Genomic DNA, 17569 nt, shown 5'->3' with positions numbered 1-17569 from the left:
CAGAGCCGAACGAATTTAAGGATTTATAGTGAGCAAGTCTCTACAAGCCATTCGTGGCATGAACGACATCCTGCCCGAACAGACCCCGTTGTGGCGTTACTTCGAAGGCACCGTCTCGCGTCTGCTGGATAACTACGGTTACAAGCAGATTCGCATGCCGATCGTCGAGTTCACCGAGCTGTTCAAGCGCTCGATCGGTGAAGTGACCGACATCGTCGAAAAAGAGATGTACACCTTCGACGACCGCAACGGCGACTCCCTGACCCTGCGTCCGGAAGGCACCGCTGCGTGCGTGCGCGCGGTTCTCGAACACGGCATTACCGGCGGCGGCCAGGTGCAGAAGCTCTGGTACATCGGCCCGATGTTCCGTCACGAACGTCCGCAGAAAGGTCGTTATCGTCAGTTTCACCAGATCGGTCTGGAAGTCTTCAACCTTGACGGCCCGGATATCGACGCCGAACTGATCGTGATGACCTGGCGCCTGTGGGGCGAGCTGGGCATCCGCGATGCGGTCAAGCTCGAGCTGAACAGCCTCGGAACCAGTGAATCCCGTGCCCGTTATCGCGATGCGCTGGTCGAGTATCTCTCGGCGCACCACGACAAACTGGATGAAGACAGCCAGCGTCGTCTCAAATCCAACCCGCTGCGCGTGCTCGACACCAAAAACGTCGACACCCAAGCGGTGCTGGTTGATGCGCCGAAAATGGCCGACTACCTGGATGACGAATCCCGTGCCCATTTTGAAGGCTTGAAAGCGCGTCTGGATGCCATCGGCATTCCTTACGTACTCAACCCGAAACTGGTACGCGGTCTCGATTACTACAGCAAAACCGTATTCGAATGGGTCACCGACAAGCTCGGCGCCCAGGGCACTGTGTGCGCCGGCGGCCGTTACGACGGTCTGGTCGAGCAAATGGGCGGCAAGCCAACCCCGGGCGTCGGTTTCGCCATGGGCATCGAGCGTCTGGTGCTGCTGCTGGAAACTCTCGAGCAGATCCCGGAAGAGATCGCCCGTCAGGTCGACGTCTACCTCTGCGCCTTCGGGGAAGAAGCAGAGCTGGCCGGTCTGGCCTTGGCTGAACGTGTACGCGATCAATTGCCCCACCTGCGCCTGCAAGTCAATGCCGGCGCTGGCAGCTTCAAAAGCCAATTCAAGAAAGCCGACAAGAGCGGTGCGCTGTACGCACTGATCCTCGGTGACGACGAGATGGCCCAGCAAGTGGTAGGTTTCAAACCCCTGCGTGGCCAGGGCGAACAACAAAGCATTGCCTGGGATGCGCTTGCCGCTCACCTGGCCACCTGCGTCGTGCAGGGTTGAAGCTGTCAAACAGCCGATTTAGCGATTAAGGAGTATTGGGGTGTCGAGTACCGAAGACGAACAGTTGGCGGATTTGAAGGACTGGTGGACACGCAACGGCAAACCTCTGGTCACTGGCGGCCTGTTGGCGCTGGTCATCGTGTTCGGCTGGCAGGCTTATCACAAATATCAGGGCAACCAGTCGCAAGGCGCCTCGGTGCTCTATCAGCAACTGCTGGAAACCACGCTGACCCCGGATGGCAAGCCTGACGCCGCGCGCGTTGCGGATCTGGCCGGCAAGCTCAACAGCGAATACGCCGGCAGCGCTTACGCGCAGTACGGTAGCCTGTTCGTGGCGAAAGTAGCGGTCGACAGCGGCAAGCTGGACGACGCAGCCACCGAGCTCAAGGCCATCGTCGCCAAACCGGCCAACCCGGCGCTGGGCGAAATCGCCCGTCAGCGTCTGGCGCAGGTGCTGGGTGCACAGAACAAGGCTGATGAAGGTCTGAAACTGCTTGAAGGCGATGCCGACAAGTCGTTCCTGGCCACTCGTGAAGAACTCAAGGGCGACCTGCTGGTGCAGTTGGGTCGTACCGACGAAGCGAACACGGCGTATCAAAAAGCCAAGGCGGCACTGTCGGATGAAGCGGCGGTCGGTGGCCTTCAAATCAAGCTGGACGATCTGGCCAAAGGGGATGCGTGACGTGATCCGTTGGAAGCATGCAGCATTGCTGGCTCTGGCCATTCTGGCCGCGGGTTGCAGCAGCAACAGCAAAAAAGAATTGCCACCGGCTGAACTGACCGACTTTAAAGAAGAAGTGGTTCTGCACAAGCAGTGGAGTCGTTCGATCGGTGACGGTCAGGGCGAGACTTACAACATGCTGGTGCCGGCGATTGACGGTGACACCATCTACGCCGCCGATGTAACCGGCGTGGTGATGGGCCTGGATCGTGGCAACGGCGATGTTAAGTGGAAGCAGGATCTTGATTTGCCTGTCTCCGGCGCCGTTGGCGTGGGTTACGGTCTGGTCATGGTCGGCACGCTGCGCGGTGATGTGATCGCCCTCGACGCCATCAACGGTGAAGAAAAGTGGCGCGCTCGCGTCAACAGTGAAGTCCTCGCGCCACCGGCCAACAACGGTGACGTAGTGGTCGTGCAGACTCAGGACGATCGTCTGATCGGTCTGGATGCCTCCACCGGTAATCAGCGTTGGGTGTATGACAGCACTCCGGCCGTTCTGACCTTGCGCGGCACCAGCGCACCGATCGTCACCAACCGCCTCGCGGTGGCTGGCCTGTCGACCGGTAAAGTGGTCGCCCTCGATATTTCCAACGGCGTGCCGGTGTGGGAACAACGGGTCGCGATTCCACAAGGTCGTTCGGAGCTGGAGCGCGTGGTCGATATCGACGGCGGTCTGCTGCTGTCCGGCGGTACCCTGTACGTTGCCAGCTACCAGGGTCGCGTTGCGGCACTGGATCTGGAAAGCGGCCGTCAACTCTGGCAGCGCGATGCGTCGAGCTACGCCGGTGTTGCCCAAGGTTTCGGCAACGTCTACGTGAGCCTGTCTTCGGGCACTGTTGAAGGCGTCGACGAGCGTTCTACCACTGCACTGTGGAGCAACGATTCGCTGGCCCGTCGTCAACTGTCGGCTCCGGAAGTGTTCTCCAGCTATGTTGCAGTCGGTGACCTGGAAGGTTATCTGCATCTGCTGAGCCAGGTTGACGGTCGTTTCGTCGGCCGTGAGCGCATCGACAGCGACGGCCTGCGTGCCCGTCCGCTGGTGGTGGGTGACACGATTTATGTTTATGGCAACAGTGGCAAACTGGAAGCCCTGACCATCAAGTAACAACTATGCTTGGGGTTAACACCCCAGGCGGCCTTGCTCTGCAAGGCGTGCAGCGCCCTCAGGCGTTGCCCCGAGCACCAGCCGCTGCCTCGCAGCGGCTTTTGTATTTTCTGAAATAACGAAGTGGAGAGCCGCATGGTTCCCGTAATCGCCCTGGTGGGCCGACCGAACGTCGGCAAGTCCACCTTGTTCAACCGCCTGACCAGGACTCGCGACGCCATCGTCGGCGACTTGTCCGGTCTGACCCGTGATCGCCAGTACGGTGAGGCCAAGTGGCAAGGGCGTTCCTACATTCTGGTCGACACCGGTGGTATTTCCGGTGACGAGCACGGTATGGACGAAAAAATGGCCGAGCAGTCGCTGCTGGCCATTGAAGAAGCGGATGTTGTTCTGTTCCTGGTAGATGCCAAGGCCGGCTTCACCGCCGCCGACCAGATGATCGCCGAACACTTGCGCAAACGTAACAAGCGTTCCTACGTGGTTGCCAACAAGGTCGACAACATCGACCCGGAAATGGCCCGCGCTGAATTTGCTCCGTTGGGCATGGGCCACGCGATTCCGATCGCCGGTGCTCACGGCCGTGGCATCACCCAGATGCTGGAAATCGCCCTGGGCGACTTCCCGAGAGACGAAGAAGAGCCGGAAGACGGCGAAGAAGAGATCGTTGCTGAAGGCGAGGAAGCCAAGCGCATTCCTGGCCCGAGCGAAAAAGACGGGATCAAGATCGCCATCATCGGCCGGCCGAACGTCGGCAAGTCGACGCTGGTCAACCGCATGCTCGGCGAAGACCGGGTAATCGTCTACGACCAACCCGGCACGACGCGCGACAGTATCTACATCCCGTTCGAGCGTAACGAAGAAAAGTACACGCTGATCGACACGGCTGGTGTGCGCAAGCGCGGCAAGATCCACGAAGAAGTTGAAAAGTTCTCCGTGGTGAAAACCCTGCAAGCGATCAAAGACGCCAACGTGGTGATCTTCGTGATGGACGCGCGCGAAGGCGTGGTCGATCACGACCTCAACCTGCTGGGCTTTGCCCTTGAAGCAGGTCGTGCACTGGTGATCGCGATCAACAAGTGGGACGGCATGACGCCGAGCGAGCGCGATTTCGTCAAGATCGAGCTGCAGCGTCGTCTGTTCTTCGTCGAGTTCGCCGACATCCACTTCATCTCGGCACTGCACGGTACCGGCGTGGGCAACCTCTACGCTTCGGTGCAGAACTCGTTCAAGTCGGCGGTCACCCGCTGGCCGACCAACCGTCTGACCCAGATTCTGGAAGACGCGGTTGGCGAGCACGCACCGCCGATGGTCAACAATCGCCGGATCAAGCTGCGCTATGCACACTTGGGTGGTGCCAACCCGCCGATCATCGTGATCCACGGTAACCAGATCGAGAAAGTGCCGAAATCGTATGTGCGCTATCTGGAGAACACTTACCGTCGTGTGCTGAAGCTGGTCGGTACGCCGATCCGCATCGAGTTCAAGGGCGGCGAAAACCCGTTCGAAGGCAACAAGAACTCGCTGACCGACCGTCAGGTCAACCGCAAGCGTCGGATGATGTCGCACCACAAGAAAGCCGACAAAAAACGCCGCGACAAGAAGTGATCGAGCGCGGCGAAAACCGCTGATCAATCGATAAGAAGGGCGCCATTCGGCGCCTTTTCTTATGCGCTGCTCAGTTCAGAAGGCGGGCCAGATAAGCGGTGCGTGTCCCGACCAGACTTTCGTTTGTCGCCAGCACGACAATCCTCCCTCCTGAGTCCACCACTATATCTGTGGGGTTTCCGTCTTCACCTTGGAAATGCAAAGCAACCCAGCCCTGCTGATCTCCGCCAAAGGTCGGGTCAGGAATTCCGCGTTCGTCGAAGCGAGCAACCACAGTTGTTACACCAAAAGCAGTTTTCTGCTCGCCCAGTGCGAGAATTTTATTTTCGTGCTAGGCAGTTTTGATCCATCGGGTACTCACTCCAGCAGGTGTGATGCTCGGCGCGTGCAGCGGATTTCCGTACGGATCGAGTTGCAGGATGAGTGCTTCGTCTGACGTGGTGGAACCGCAACAAATAATCCGATCTGAACAGACCTGTAGAAAATCGAAGTTCCATGCGGTACTTCGTAACTCTCCTTTGTTGGCAAAGCTATTGTCATCTCTACCATTTGGATCAAGGCGCCGAATTATGCCCGTCTTGATGTTGCGAACATCTGTGGTGGAGCCGCAGACCAGAATTGCATCTTTTTCGTCCGTCGCGACGGCGTTCAACAACGTGACCTCCCCGCCCCGTTGTTCCGCGTCGACATAGCCCAGGCCGTCGTTAAATTCGTTGGCAGGCGTTCCGTTCGGGTTGGTTTTCACGATTAATGTCGTGGTCCGATCAGGGGCTGTGTGCGTATTTATTGTCACCAATGCATCGTCGGCTTGCCTGCAACCGTCGATGACCGTACCGCCTATACCTCCGTACTCGGGGATTAACGACGTGTGGACAACATGTGTTCCCAGGGTGCCGTACGAGAGGTCGAGCTGACCTGTAGCGGAAAACAATGCGGTGCCGGGTAAATGTGCACCTGTTCCATTGGTGAATTGACCCAGTAGGAGGATGTTGGAATTATCGAGGGTAAATACCTTTAGCCCAAGAGACGAAAGGCTTGCGTCAGAGGTAAATCGACCTTCCGCGACACCATTCGAAGCGAATTCTTTCACACGCTCTCCCTGCTGATCCAGTTTGATCAATACGAAGTTCGTGTATGTACCGGATGGTCCTTGATTGCCGCCGGCAACGAACAGTCCTTCACCTGAAGCGCTCAAACTGTGGCACTTATAGAAGTCTCCGTGTGGCTCCAGTGGTTTTATGCCGTCATTGCCAAACTCCGGATCGAGGTCGCCTGCGCGCAAGTGTGTCATGGTCTTACTCTCTGATTTTCGTTCGCTTAGTGAAAACCCCGGTGACCAAATCGACAACTGTCAGAACTTACAGGTGATCGGGGGGTAGGCATGCCGTTGGTCTGAAATCATGGGTTAACCCTGAGATTAAAGTGAGTGGCTTGAAGCGTTCGGCTTGCGCGGATCACTTTTTTTATGACCGCCGGATGGGCTATCCTCGGGCTCTCCCGCGCCGTCGTCAGAGCCGGGTGCAGAGCAGGGAACCCCGATGATCACCAGTAAGCTGCCGAATGTCGGCATCACCATCTTCACCCAGATGTCCCAGCTCGCGGCGCAGACCGGCGCGATCAATCTGTCCCAGGGATTCCCCGATTTCGATGGTCCGCAATCGTTGCGCGATGCGGTTGGTCGGCACATTGCCAGCGGCCATAACCAGTATTCGCCGATGACTGGCTTGCCTGCGCTGCGTCAGCAGATCGCGGCGAAGATTGCCCGCAGCTATGGCGTCAACGTCGATGCCGAGCATGAAGTGACGGTTACCCCCGGCGCGACTCAGGCGATCTTCTGTGCGATTCAGGCCGTGATCAACAGCGGCGACGAAGTGATCATCTTCGACCCGTGTTACGACAGTTACGAACCGGCGGTCGAACTGGCCGGTGGACGCTGTGTGCATCTGCAACTCGGGTTGAAAGACTTCTCCATCGACTTCGACAAACTCAGCGCCGCACTCACTCCGCGCACACGGATGATCGTCCTCAACACCCCGCACAACCCGAGCGGCGCATTGATCAGTCGCGCGGAGCTGGATCAACTGGCCGTGTTGATCCGTGATCGCGACATCTACGTGCTCAGCGATGAAGTCTATGAACACTTGGTGTTCGACGGCGTGCCGCATGTCAGCGTGCTTGCTCACGAGGAGCTGTATCAACGCGCATTCGTGGTCAGCTCGTTCGGCAAGACCTATCACGTCACAGGCTGGAAAACCGGCTACGTCGTCGCGCCCCCGGCCCTCACCGAGGAACTGCGCAAGGTGCATCAATACGTGAGCTTCTGCGGCGTGACCCCGCTGCAATATGCGTTGGCCGATTACATGGCCGAGCACCCTGAACACGTCGAAGAGCTGCCAGGTTTCTATCAGGCCAAGCGCGATCTGTTCTGCGATCTGCTGACGCCGTCGCGTTTCACTTTCAGTCGCGTGGCCGGCACCTATTTTCAGTTGGTCGATTACTCGCAAATTCGCCCGGATCTGAACGATGTTGAAATGGCCACCTGGATGACCCTCGAGCACGGCGTGGCGAGTATTCCGGTGTCGGTGTTCTACCAGACCCCGCCTGAAGGCCAGCGCTTGATTCGGCTGTGCTTTGCCAAACGCGAGGAGACGTTGCGTGAAGCGGCGGCCAAACTATGCGCGATCTGAGTGCTCTGCCGGATCTCAATCTGGCGCTGATCCAGACCACCCTGGCTTGGCACGATCGCCAGGCCAACCTCGAGCATTTCGAGCTGTTGCTGGAGCAGGCGCGTGGATCGGATCTGATCATCCTGCCGGAAATGTTCACCACCGGATTCTCCATGGAGTCCGAGACCCTCGCCGAAGCGGTCAACGGCCCGACCAGCAAGTGGCTGCGCGCTCAAGCAGCGAAGCTTGATGCGGTCATCACCGGCAGCGTGATCATTCAGGCGGCTGACGGCAGTCATCGCAATCGCTTGCTGTGGGCGCGACCGGACGGCGAGGTGCTGCACTACGACAAGCGTCACCTGTTCCGCATGGCCGGCGAGCACAATCACTACACCCCCGGCGAGCGTCAGGTGCAGTTCGAACTCAAGGGCTGGCGTGTACGTCCGCTGATCTGCTACGACCTGCGGTTTCCGGTGTGGAGCCGCGACGCGCAGGATACTGATCTGTTGCTGTACACCGCCAACTGGCCGGGCGCGCGGCGACTGCACTGGAATCGTCTGCTGCCGGCACGGGCCATCGAAAATCTCTGCTATGTGGCGGCGGTCAATCGCGTCGGCACCGATGGCAAGGGCTTCGCTTACACCGGTGACAGTCAGGTGCTGGATTTCCAGGGCGAGACATTGCTCGCGGCGGGGGAGGCGGACGGGGTGTTCAAAGTGGTTCTGGAAGCAGCGTCACTGGCGGCGTACCGCGAGCGCTTCCCGGCCAATCTGGATGCCGACACTTTCGAATTCATCTGAGTTTCTGCGGCGGCTGCGCGGGCCCCATCGCGGGCAAGCCCGCTCCCACAGGGATTTTTGGTGCACCTGCAATTGCATGTGCACCTTGACCACTGTGGGAGCGGGCTTGCCCGCGATGGGGCCATCAAACTCAGCATAAAACCATCAGGAAAAAAAAGGCCCCGAAGTTCACACTCCGGGGCCTTTTGCGTTTCAGCAAAGCGTTACGCCGCTTTCGCTTCCGGCTGGCTCAGCGAGCGGTTCAGCGCGCTGAACAGGGCCTTGAAGCTGGCGGTGGTGATGTTTTCATCAATGCCCACGCCGTGTACCGCACGTTCACCGTTCACACGCAATTCGATGTAGGCCGCCGCTTTGGCGTTGGTGCCCGCGCCGATCGCGTGTTCGTTGTAGTCCATGATTTCCACCGGAATCGGCAGGCCGGCCACCAGTGCTTCCAGCGCACCGTTGCCCTTGCCGCGCCAGTGCAGATTGGTTTCGCCCTGACCCTGGCTCGCCACTTCGACTTCGACGTTGCTGTTGCCGTTCTCTTCCCGCAGGCGGTGGCTGACCAGCGCGTATGGGGTGTTGGCTTGCAAATATTCACGCTGCAACAACGCGTAGATCTGCGGTGCGGTCATCTCCAGGCCAACGCGGTCGGTTTCGGCCTGCACCACCTGGCTAAACTCGATCTGCATCCGGCGCGGCAGGCTGATGCCGTATTCCTGCTCCAGCAAGTAGGCGATGCCGCCCTTACCCGACTGGCTATTGACGCGGATCACCGCCTCGTAGCTGCGGCCGATGTCGGCCGGGTCGATCGGCAAGTACGGCACTTCCCACAACGTGTCCGGTTTCTGCTGCGAGAAGCCTTTGCGGATTGCATCCTGGTGCGAACCGGAGAACGCGGTGTGCACCAGGTCGCCAACGTATGGGTGACGCGGGTGCACCTGAATCTGGTTGCACTCTTCGACGACTTTGCGCACGCCGTCGATGTCGGAGAAGTCCAGCTGAGGGTCAAGGCCCTGGGTGTACATGTTCAATGCCACGGTGACCAGATCGACGTTACCGGTACGCTCGCCGTTGCCGAACAGGCAACCTTCGACACGGTCAGCGCCAGCCATCAGACCCAACTCGGTGGCGGCCACGCCAGTGCCACGGTCGTTGTGGGTGTGCAGGCTGATGATCACGCTGTCACGACGGTTGATGTTGCGACCGAACCACTCGATCTGGTCGGCATAGATGTTCGGGGTCGCGCACTCAACGGTCGCTGGCAAGTTGAGGATCATCTTGTGCTGAGGCGACGGGTTCCAGACCTCGATCACCGCGTCACAGACTTCCTTGGCGAATTCCAGCTCGGTGGCGCTGAAGGTTTCCGGCGAATATTCGAAGGTCCACTCGGTATTCGGCTGCATGGCTGCGTATTTGACGAACAGCTTGGCCGCGTTGACGGCGATCGCCTTGATCCCGTCCTTGTCTTGGTTGAAGACGATGCGGCGGAACGACGGCGAGGTCGCGTTGTACAAGTGCACGATGGCTTTCTTGGCGCCGCGCAAGGATTCGAAGGTGCGCTCGATCAAGTCTTCACGACCCTGGGTCAACACCTGAATGGTGGTGTCGTCCGGGATGTGGCCGTCTTCAATCAGGGTACGCACGAAGTCGAAATCGGTCTGCGAAGCGGCCGGGAACGACGCCTCGATTTCCTTTACGCCGACCTGCACCAGGGTTTTCCAGAAGCGCAGCTTCTTCACCGCGTCCATCGGCTCGATCAGCGACTGATTGCCGTCGCGCAAGTCAGAGCTGCACCAGATCGGCGCGGAGACGATGGTCTTCGAAGGCCAGGTGCGGTCCGGCAGGTTGATCACGGGAAACGCGCGGTATTTCGAAGACGGATCTTTGAGCATGCTCATCGGGAAATTCCTTATTGTCTGGGCCGAAAAGAGGCGGCCTGCCGGTGTAACCAATGTTTGGGAAAAACGTGTCGGGCGAGGCGCAGCGATTCAGCCCGGCAGTCGTGCGCTGACGAGGCACAGGCTGCGGTGCTGGCGAAGCTGAATGAGGGTGTGAGAGGTTTTCATGCCTTCAACCCTAACCGCGAGGGGAAAGGATGGCAAGCAGTCGAAAAAAATTGAGAGGAATACCTGAAAAGCGGTTTTTTGCGCGATTTTATTGTGCTTAATGCGGCGGATCTTGTTGATTTTTGCGTGAGGTTAGATTGGGGCGCAATTGAAATTTGGAGTATGTCTGCGGATTTTTGCTGGCAGTAAGTCAGCCATCGCGGGCTTGCCAGCGATGGCGCCATCCGCCCCAGCGATAAATCAGGGTGGGAATGCACCAATGAAAATCGCCGGATCAACCCGCGCATCATTCAGGCTGATGTTCCAGTGCATGTGCGGCCCCGTCGCGCGCCCGGTCGCCCCCACCTTGCCAACTACCGCACCACGCGCCAGTTGCTGGCCGTCCTTCACGTCGATCTTCGACATGTGACAGAACATGCTGATAAAACCCTGACCGTGATCGACAAACACCGTGTTGCCATTGAAGAAGTAGTTGCCGATCAAAATCACCTTACCCGCCGCCGGGGTCTTGATCGGCGTGCCGGCCGGCACTGCGAAGTCCAGACCTGAGTGCGGATTGCGTTCTTCGCCATTGAAGAAACGGCGCACACCGAACTTGCTCGACAGCGGGCCGTTGACCGGTTTGTCCAGCAACAGATTGCTTGGCGTGTTCGGGCTGAAGCTGCGATAAGCCTTGATCTGCTCCGCCAGTTCACCTTCGATGCGCTTCAGATTGGCCGGGTTCGGATTGACCTGCTGGGTGTTCTTCAGCGTGATGTGCTGTTCCGGGTATTTCTTGTTACCCAGGGTGAAGCTCAGATTGCGCCCCGCACTGGCGATTTGCTGGGTGCCGGGTTTGACCGTCAGCGGCACCCCGACAATCGCCAGCCAGTTGTTCTGTTCCCTGACCACCAGCACCGGTTTGCCTTGATAGGTGGCTTTCGGCGCTTGCGCGGCGGCGCCCAGATCGACGACAGCCACTCCGCCCGGCACCGGTTTGTTCAGCAACCGAGTGATGTAACTGTCGGCGTGGGCGTTGAAGGTCAGGCACAGCAACAGCAGCGGAGCGAGAAAACGCGGCATGGATCAGTCCAGTAAAGAGAGGGTGACAGGCGTCAGGTGATTGTCTTCGACCCGCACTTGCAGTTCGCCTTCGCCGAGTCTGGCTTTCAGGCGCTGACCGGTGTGGGTCTGCGCGGCGTTGCGAATTGCGTTGCCGCGCTCATCGAGCAGAATGCTGTAACCCCGACCGAGAGTCGCCAGCGGGCTGACCACATGCAGCGTCTGCATCTGACTCTGCAATTGCAGACGACGACTTTTCAGGCCTTCGCGAATGGCCCGTGGCAAACGCTCAGCCAGGCTGTCCAGACGCTGGCGCAACATCGCCAGTTGGCGTCCCGGATGTTGCCCGGCGAGGCGGGTTTCCAAGCGGATCAAGCGTTCGCGGCGGGTATTGAGTTGGCGCTCGAAAGCCCGGCGCATACGCATGTCCAGATCATCCAGGCGCTGTGCCTGTTGGCGCAGACGTTCGCCGGGATGGCGCAAACGGCGGGCCATGCTTTCCAGACGCATGCGATCGCGCACCAAGCGGTCACGCATGCGCATCACCAGACGCCGATGCAGGCTTTCGACCTGGCGGATCAAGTGGCTGGAATCGGGTGCGAGCAGTTCGGCAGCGGCCGATGGCGTCGGTGCGCGCACGTCGGCCACGAAATCGCTGATCGAAACATCGGTTTCATGCCCGACCGCGCTGACAATCGGCGTCACGCATGCATCAACTGCGCGAGCCACGGCTTCTTCGTTGAAGCACCAGAGGTCTTCCAGCGAACCGCCGCCACGCGCCAGAATCAGTGCGTCGAAACCGCGTGCATCGGCCAGTTTCAGTGCGCGGACGATCTGCGCGGTGGCTTCGCGGCCCTGCACGGCGGTCGGGATCAACGTCAGTTGCACTTGCGGCGCACGCCGACGGAACACGCTGATGATGTCGCGAATCACCGCGCCGGTTGGCGAGCTGATAATCCCGATGCGTTGCGGATGCGCCGGCAGCGGCACTTTGCGCTCAGCACTGAACAATCCTTCGGCACTGAGCTTTTCCTTCAAAGCATCGAAGGCCAGTCGCAACGCGCCGTCGCCGGCCGGCTCCACGGTGTCGAGGATCAGCTGATAGTCGCCGCGTCCTTCGAACAGCGAGACCTTGCCCCGCACTTTTACCGCCAAGCCATCGCGCAATGCCTGACGCACCCGCGCAGCGTTCTGCCGGAACAGCGCGCAACGCACCTGCGCGCCACTGTCCTTGAGCGTGAAATAGATGTGGCCGGACGCCGGGCGGGCGAGGTTGGAGATTTCGCCTTCGACCCAGATATTGCTGAACACGTCTTCGAGCAACACCCGCGCGCGGCCGTTGAGCTGGCTGACGGTCAGGACTTCACGGTCCAGTCCAAGTCTTGCAAAGGGATCTTTAATCATGGGCCGCAGTTTAATGGCATTCTCTCGATCAATGCACGGCGGCTCCTACAGGGATGAGTACAAATGTTGATTGATTTGTTCGGTCAATGGAATTTTGGCACGTTGGACTGGCTGGTCATCGGGGCAGGCATAGCCTTGGCCTACATCGTGTTTGGCATCGCCGGGTTCGGCACAGCGCTGATCGCGGGGCCGATTCTGATCCTGTTCATGCCGCTGTCGAAGATCGTGCCGTTGCTGGTTTTGCTGGACTTTGTCGCGGCGTTCGGCAATCTGCTGCCTTCGCGACGCGATGTGGCGAAACCCGAGTTGCTGCGGCTGCTGCCGTGCATGGCGGTGGGCTGCACGCTGGGGGTGATTTTTCTGCTCAATCTCAAATCGGATTTGCTGTTGCTTCTGATGGGGCTGTTTATCAGCGCGTATGCGGTTTACAGCTTGTGGGTCAAAGCGCGGCCTGCGCAGTTGTCCGCTGCGTGGGCAGTGCCGATGGGCACGGTCGGTGGACTGTTTGGAGCGTTGTTCGGCAGTGGCGGCTTTCTATATGCGATCTACCTCAACAGTCGTCTGCCGAAAGAGGCCGCTCGGGCGACGCAAAGTGCGCTGATCAGTTGCAGCACGGTGGTGCGTTTGAGCCTGTTTGCCGTCGCGGGTGTGTATGCCGAGCTACCCTTGTTAGTGCTCGCGCTGTGTTTGCTGCCGGCCATGGCATTCGGGTTGTGGATTGGGCGAAGGCTGACCATGCGTCTGTCGCGCGAAGCCTTTGTACGGCTGGTGACCTGGCTGGTGCTGGCCAGCGGGCTTGCGTTGATCGGCCGCTATTTGAGTGCTTGACCGGATTTCGTCAGGGATTATGCTGCCGGCCTTTAGGGCCTCTTCGCTGGCAAGTCGAGTCGTCGCCCCGCAGCTCCCACAGGGTTCGCGCAGATCCTGTGGGAGCTGGCTTGCCAGCGAAGACGTCAGAAGCCACACCGCAGGACTGTCCATGAACTCGCAAAGCATCATCGTCCCGAAAATATCCAACCTGCCGGTGCACGAACCCCGAGCGCGAGCGATCGTGCGCTGGCTGGTGCGCAAGAACATCATCAAGGAAGAGTTGAGCACCTGCGGACGCACCGGCAACCGCATGGCCTACGCTATCGCCGACGGTGCACGCGCGGTAGTACTGCATCCCCAGGCGCTGCCGTTCGGCGAACCGATCAATGGACTGGAGATCGTCACCAAGCGCTGCATCTTCACCCCGGCCAAGGGTTTCCTCGGCGAAGCCGGTTGCGCCGAATGCCGTCAGGAAATCGGAGAGGCGCTGTTCGAGAGCCTCGAAGAGTGGATGCCGGCGCGTACCGACAACTTCACCTGCCCGGAATGCGGGCATGAAGACGACATCAACGGCTTTCTGTTCTTGCAGGAATGCGGATTTTCCAACCTCGGTTTCATCTTCAACAACTGGCTGGAGGCGGGGTTCAAGCAAAGCTTTATCGACGAATTCGCCGATTGGCTGGATCAACCTGTCAGCTGGGTCAAAGTCGAGCTGTAGGTGCGGATTTTCCCGTACATCAGCAACATTGATATAAGACAAGTTTTACATTGAGCATGCAGGGGTGTCTGAGTATAATGGCGCGCTTCCATTTTCCCGCTCGGGAGCCCCCGCGATGCTGCGTATCAGCCAAGAAGCTCTGACCTTCGACGACATTCTTTTAGTGCCTGGTTATTCCGAGGTGCTTCCTAACGAAGTCAGTCTCAAGACCCGTCTTACCCGTGGCATCGAACTGAACATTCCTCTGGTTTCTGCCGCCATGGACACCGTTACTGAAGCCCGTCTGGCAATTGCCATGGCTCAGGAAGGTGGCATCGGCATTATCCACAAGAACATGACCATCGAGCAGCAAGCTGCCGAAGTGCGCAAGGTCAAGAAGTTCGAAGCCGGTGTGGTCAAGGATCCGATTACCATCGAGGCAGATGCCACGGTGCGTGACCTGTTCGAACTGACCCGCATGCACAACATTTCCGGCGTTCCGGTACTGCACGATGGCGACCTGGTCGGCATCGTCACTTCCCGTGACGTACGTTTCGAAAGCCGTCTGGAAGCGACTGTCCGTGAAGTGATGACGCCCAAAGAGCGTCTGGTCACGATCAAGGAAGGCGCGAGCAAGGACGAAGCACGCGAACTGCTGCACAAGCACCGCATCGAGCGCGTGCTGATCGTCGATGACAAATTCGCCCTTAAAGGCATGATGACCGTCAACGACATCGAAAAAGCCAAGGCTTACCCGCTGGCCAGCAAGGACGATCAAGGTCGTCTGCGCGTTGGCGCTGCGGTTGGCACCGGTAAAGACACCGGTGACCGCGTCGCTGCTCTGGTCAATGCCGGTGTGGACGTGGTGGTGGTCGACACCGCGCACGGTCACTCCAAAGGCGTGATCGACCGCGTGCGCTGGGTCAAACAGAATTTCCCTGAAGTGCAAGTGATCGGCGGCAACATCGCCACCGGCGCAGCTGCCAAGGCTCTGGCCGAAGCGGGCGCCGACGCAGTCAAGGTCGGTATCGGCCCTGGCTCGATCTGCACCACGCGTATCGTCGCCGGTGTCGGCGTCCCGCAAATCAGTGCCATCGCCAACGTCGCCGCTGCCCTTGAAGGCACTGGCGTGCCGTTGATCGCCGACGGCGGCATCCGTTTCTCCGGTGACCTGTCCAAGGCCATCGTTGCCGGTGCTTCCTGCGTGATGATGGGCTCGATGTTCGCCGGTACTGAAGAAGCGCCGGGCGAGATCGAACTGTTCCAGGGTCGTTCGTACAAGGCTTATCGCGGCATGGGTTCGCTGGGCGCCATGTCCCAGGCTCAAGGCTCTTCCGACCGTTACTTCCAGGACTCCTCGGCTGGTGCCGAGAAACTCGTTCCGGAAGGCATCGAAGGCCGTGTGCCGTACAAAGGCACCCTGAGCGCGATCATCCACCAACTGATGGGCGGCCTGCGTTCCTCGATGGGTTACACCGGCAGTGCCGACATCGAAGAAATGCGCACCAAGCCTGAGTTCGTGCGGATCACCGGCGCCGGTATGGCCGAATCCCACGTTCACGACGTGCAGATCACCAAAGAAGCGCCAAACTACCGCGTAGGTTGAGCCTTCCAGCAAATCGTTAAGCAACCGGGGCTGTGTTATTCAGCCCCGAGTTGTTTCTGAATCACGACTGTTACTGATTGACTAGACGAGACTGAATCATGGCCCTCGATATTCACGCTCACCGCATCCTGATCCTCGACTTCGGTTCGCAATACACCCAACTGATCGCCCGCCGCGTGCGTGAGATCGGTGTGTACTGCGAACTGCATCCGTTCGACATGGACGAGGATGCCATTCGCGAATTCGCACCAAAAGGCGTGATCCTCGCCGGCGGCCCCGAGTCCGTACACGAAGCCAACAGCCCGCGTTGCCCGCAAGCGGTGTTCGACCTCGGCGTCCCGGTTTTCGGTATCTGCTACGGCATGCAGACCATGGCCGAGCAACTGGGCGGCAAGGTTGAAGGTTCCGAGCTGCGTGAGTTCGGTTATGCCCGCGTTGACGTGGTCGGCAAGAGCCGTCTGCTCGACGGCATCGAAGACCACATCGACGCCGACGGCCTGTTCGGCCTCGACGTGTGGATGAGCCACGGTGACAAAGTCACCAAGATGCCGGAAGACTTCCACATCCTCGCCAGCACCCCGAGCTGCCCGATTGCCGGTATGTTCAACGACGAACGCGGCTACTACGGCGTGCAGTTCCACCCGGAAGTGACCCACACCAAACAGGGCGGTCGCATCCTGTCGCGCTTCATCCTCGACATCTGCGGCTGCGAAGCCCTGTGGACGCCGTCGAAGATTGCCGAAGACGCTATCGCTCAGGTTCGTGCACAGGTCGGTACCGACAACGTGTTGCTGGGTCTGTCCGGCGGTGTCGATTCCTCGGTGGTTGCCGCGCTGCTGCACAAAGCGATTGGCGATCAGCTGACCTGCGTGTTCGTTGACAACGGCCTGCTGCGTCTGCACGAAGGCGAGCAAGTGATGGCCATGTTCGCCGAGAACATGGGCGTCAAGGTGATCCGCGCCAACGCTGAAGAGCAGTTCCTGAACAATCTGGCCGGCGAGTCCGACCCAGAGAAGAAGCGCAAGATCATCGGTCGTACCTTCATCGACGTATTCGATGCCCAGTCGAACAAACTGGACAACATCAAGTACCTCGCACAGGGCACCATCTACCCGGACGTGATCGAGTCGGCTGGCGCCAAAAGCGGCAAGGCGCACGTGATCAAGTCGCACCACAACGTGGGCGGCCTGCCGGAAGAGATGAACCTGAAACTGGTCGAGCCACTGCGCGAACTGTTCAAGGACGAAGTGCGTCGTCTGGGCCTGGAACTCGGCCTGCCGTACGACATGGTCTACCGTCACCCGTTCCCGGGCCCGGGCCTGGGTGTGCGCATCCTCGGTGAAGTGAAGAAGGAATACGCCGACCTGCTGCGTCGTGCCGACCACATCTTCATCGAAGAGCTGCGCAAGGCCGACTGGTACCACAAAGTCAGCCAGGCGTTCGTGGTGTTCCAGCCAGTTAAATCGGTTGGTGTTGTAGGCGATGGCCGTCGTTACGCCTGGGTCGTGGCCCTGCGTGCCGTGGAAACCATCGACTTCATGACCGCGCGTTGGGCCCACCTGCCTTACGAACTGCTGGAAACTGTCAGCGGCCGCATCATCAATGAAATCGAAGGCATTTCGCGCGTTACGTATGACGTGTCGAGTAAGCCGCCGGCGACGATTGAGTGGGAATAAGCTGAATAACAAGGGCGCCGCGAGGCGCCCTTGTTGCATCTGCGGGAAGCGTTTCAAAGTTGCAAGTTG

14 protein-coding genes are annotated in these 17569 nt (G+C 59.3%); 10 read left to right on the top strand and 4 right to left on the bottom strand.

The window, feature by feature from the left end; translation table 11 throughout:
- Positions 1-28 precede the first annotated feature (28 nt).
- The 4 genes from hisS to der all read left to right on the top strand — a co-directional run bounded on the left by hisS (position 29) and on the right by der (position 4749).
- Positions 29-1318 carry a histidine--tRNA ligase gene (hisS, locus tag ACOI8A_RS08110; RefSeq protein WP_420650572.1) on the top strand — a complete coding sequence of 430 codons (1290 nt, stop codon included), beginning with the start codon at positions 29-31 and terminating at the stop codon, positions 1316-1318.
- Between the two features lie 40 nt (positions 1319-1358).
- A complete protein-coding gene (locus ACOI8A_RS08105) occupies positions 1359-2000 on the top strand; it encodes a tetratricopeptide repeat protein (protein ID WP_420650573.1) in 642 nt (213 codons plus the stop codon).
- Positions 1993-3144: an outer membrane protein assembly factor BamB gene (gene bamB, locus ACOI8A_RS08100; RefSeq protein ID WP_420650574.1), complete on the top strand. Its 1152-nt coding sequence runs from the start codon at positions 1993-1995 to the stop codon at positions 3142-3144. Before ACOI8A_RS08105 ends, bamB begins: the two co-directional genes overlap by 8 nt.
- A gap of 135 nt (positions 3145-3279) precedes the next feature.
- Positions 3280-4749, top strand: coding sequence for a ribosome biogenesis GTPase Der (gene der / locus ACOI8A_RS08095; protein WP_420650575.1), 1470 nt, complete (start codon positions 3280-3282; stop codon positions 4747-4749).
- A gap of 331 nt (positions 4750-5080) precedes the next feature.
- Here the strand turns inward: der and ACOI8A_RS08090 are convergent, their stop codons facing one another.
- On the bottom strand, positions 5081-6040 hold the full coding sequence (locus ACOI8A_RS08090) for a hypothetical protein (protein WP_420651214.1): 960 nt from the start codon (positions 6038-6040) through the stop codon (positions 5081-5083).
- Positions 6041-6287: 247 nt separating this feature from the next.
- Here ACOI8A_RS08090 and ACOI8A_RS08085 point away from each other — a divergent pair, with 247 nt between their 5' ends.
- Complete coding sequence (locus ACOI8A_RS08085) at positions 6288-7436, top strand: pyridoxal phosphate-dependent aminotransferase (protein WP_420650577.1); 1149 nt, start codon at positions 6288-6290, stop codon at positions 7434-7436.
- The gene (locus ACOI8A_RS08080) at positions 7424-8215 is read left to right on the top strand and encodes an amidohydrolase (protein ID WP_420650578.1); all 792 of its coding nucleotides are present in this window, start codon (positions 7424-7426) and stop codon (positions 8213-8215) included. Before ACOI8A_RS08085 ends, ACOI8A_RS08080 begins: the two co-directional genes overlap by 13 nt.
- Before the next feature lie 203 nt (positions 8216-8418).
- Here ACOI8A_RS08080 and leuA read toward each other — a convergent pair whose 3' ends face one another.
- The 3 genes from leuA to xseA all read right to left on the bottom strand — a co-directional run bounded on the left by leuA (position 8419) and on the right by xseA (position 12711).
- Complete coding sequence (gene leuA, locus ACOI8A_RS08075) at positions 8419-10098, bottom strand: 2-isopropylmalate synthase (RefSeq protein ID WP_420650579.1); 1680 nt, start codon at positions 10096-10098, stop codon at positions 8419-8421.
- A 408-nt stretch (positions 10099-10506) separates the two neighbouring features.
- Complete coding sequence (locus ACOI8A_RS08070) at positions 10507-11328, bottom strand: peptidoglycan DD-metalloendopeptidase family protein (RefSeq protein WP_420650580.1); 822 nt, start codon at positions 11326-11328, stop codon at positions 10507-10509.
- A gap of 3 nt (positions 11329-11331) precedes the next feature.
- Positions 11332-12711 (bottom strand): exodeoxyribonuclease VII large subunit, encoded by a 1380-nt coding sequence (xseA, locus tag ACOI8A_RS08065; RefSeq protein WP_420651213.1) that lies wholly within the window; start codon positions 12709-12711, stop codon positions 11332-11334.
- Positions 12712-12774: 63 nt separating this feature from the next.
- Here xseA and ACOI8A_RS08060 point away from each other — a divergent pair, with 63 nt between their 5' ends.
- From ACOI8A_RS08060 to guaA, 4 genes are all read left to right on the top strand, one after another.
- Complete coding sequence (locus ACOI8A_RS08060; RefSeq protein WP_420650582.1) at positions 12775-13539, top strand: sulfite exporter TauE/SafE family protein; 765 nt, start codon at positions 12775-12777, stop codon at positions 13537-13539.
- Between the two features lie 151 nt (positions 13540-13690).
- A complete protein-coding gene (locus tag ACOI8A_RS08055; protein WP_420650583.1) occupies positions 13691-14239 on the top strand; it encodes a sugar ABC transporter ATPase in 549 nt (182 codons plus the stop codon).
- Positions 14240-14354: 115 nt separating this feature from the next.
- Positions 14355-15824 carry an IMP dehydrogenase gene (gene guaB / locus ACOI8A_RS08050; protein WP_420650584.1) on the top strand — a complete coding sequence of 490 codons (1470 nt, stop codon included), beginning with the start codon at positions 14355-14357 and terminating at the stop codon, positions 15822-15824.
- 98 nt (positions 15825-15922) lie between these two features.
- The gene (gene guaA / locus ACOI8A_RS08045; protein WP_420650585.1) at positions 15923-17500 is read left to right on the top strand and encodes a glutamine-hydrolyzing GMP synthase; all 1578 of its coding nucleotides are present in this window, start codon (positions 15923-15925) and stop codon (positions 17498-17500) included.
- The last annotated feature ends 69 nt before the right edge of the window (positions 17501-17569 follow it).

Origin of the sequence: Pseudomonas sp. P4795 (genome assembly GCF_048822895.1) — a bacterium.
GTDB lineage: Bacteria > Pseudomonadota > Gammaproteobacteria > Pseudomonadales > Pseudomonadaceae > Aquipseudomonas.
This window is presented reverse-complemented; position numbering and strand designations above follow the sequence as displayed.

What these genes read in the sequence shown, in the direction of transcription:
- ACOI8A_RS08055 (WP_420650583.1), top strand. Translation starts at nt 13,691, where the DNA reads ATGAACTCGCAAAGCATCATCGTCCCGAAAATATCCAACCTGCCGGTG.
- leuA (WP_420650579.1), bottom strand. Translation starts at nt 10,098, where the DNA reads ATGAGCATGCTCAAAGATCCGTCTTCGAAATACCGCGCGTTTCCCGTG.
- guaB (WP_420650584.1), top strand. Translation starts at nt 14,355, where the DNA reads ATGCTGCGTATCAGCCAAGAAGCTCTGACCTTCGACGACATTCTTTTA.
- ACOI8A_RS08085 (WP_420650577.1), top strand. Translation starts at nt 6,288, where the DNA reads ATGATCACCAGTAAGCTGCCGAATGTCGGCATCACCATCTTCACCCAG.
- bamB (WP_420650574.1), top strand. Translation starts at nt 1,993, where the DNA reads ATGCGTGACGTGATCCGTTGGAAGCATGCAGCATTGCTGGCTCTGGCC.
- xseA (WP_420651213.1), bottom strand. Translation starts at nt 12,711, where the DNA reads ATGATTAAAGATCCCTTTGCAAGACTTGGACTGGACCGTGAAGTCCTG.
- ACOI8A_RS08090 (WP_420651214.1), bottom strand. Translation starts at nt 6,040, where the DNA reads ATGACACACTTGCGCGCAGGCGACCTCGATCCGGAGTTTGGCAATGAC.
- ACOI8A_RS08080 (WP_420650578.1), top strand. Translation starts at nt 7,424, where the DNA reads ATGCGCGATCTGAGTGCTCTGCCGGATCTCAATCTGGCGCTGATCCAG.
- guaA (WP_420650585.1), top strand. Translation starts at nt 15,923, where the DNA reads ATGGCCCTCGATATTCACGCTCACCGCATCCTGATCCTCGACTTCGGT.
- ACOI8A_RS08070 (WP_420650580.1), bottom strand. Translation starts at nt 11,328, where the DNA reads ATGCCGCGTTTTCTCGCTCCGCTGCTGTTGCTGTGCCTGACCTTCAAC.
- der (WP_420650575.1), top strand. Translation starts at nt 3,280, where the DNA reads ATGGTTCCCGTAATCGCCCTGGTGGGCCGACCGAACGTCGGCAAGTCC.
- ACOI8A_RS08060 (WP_420650582.1), top strand. Translation starts at nt 12,775, where the DNA reads ATGTTGATTGATTTGTTCGGTCAATGGAATTTTGGCACGTTGGACTGG.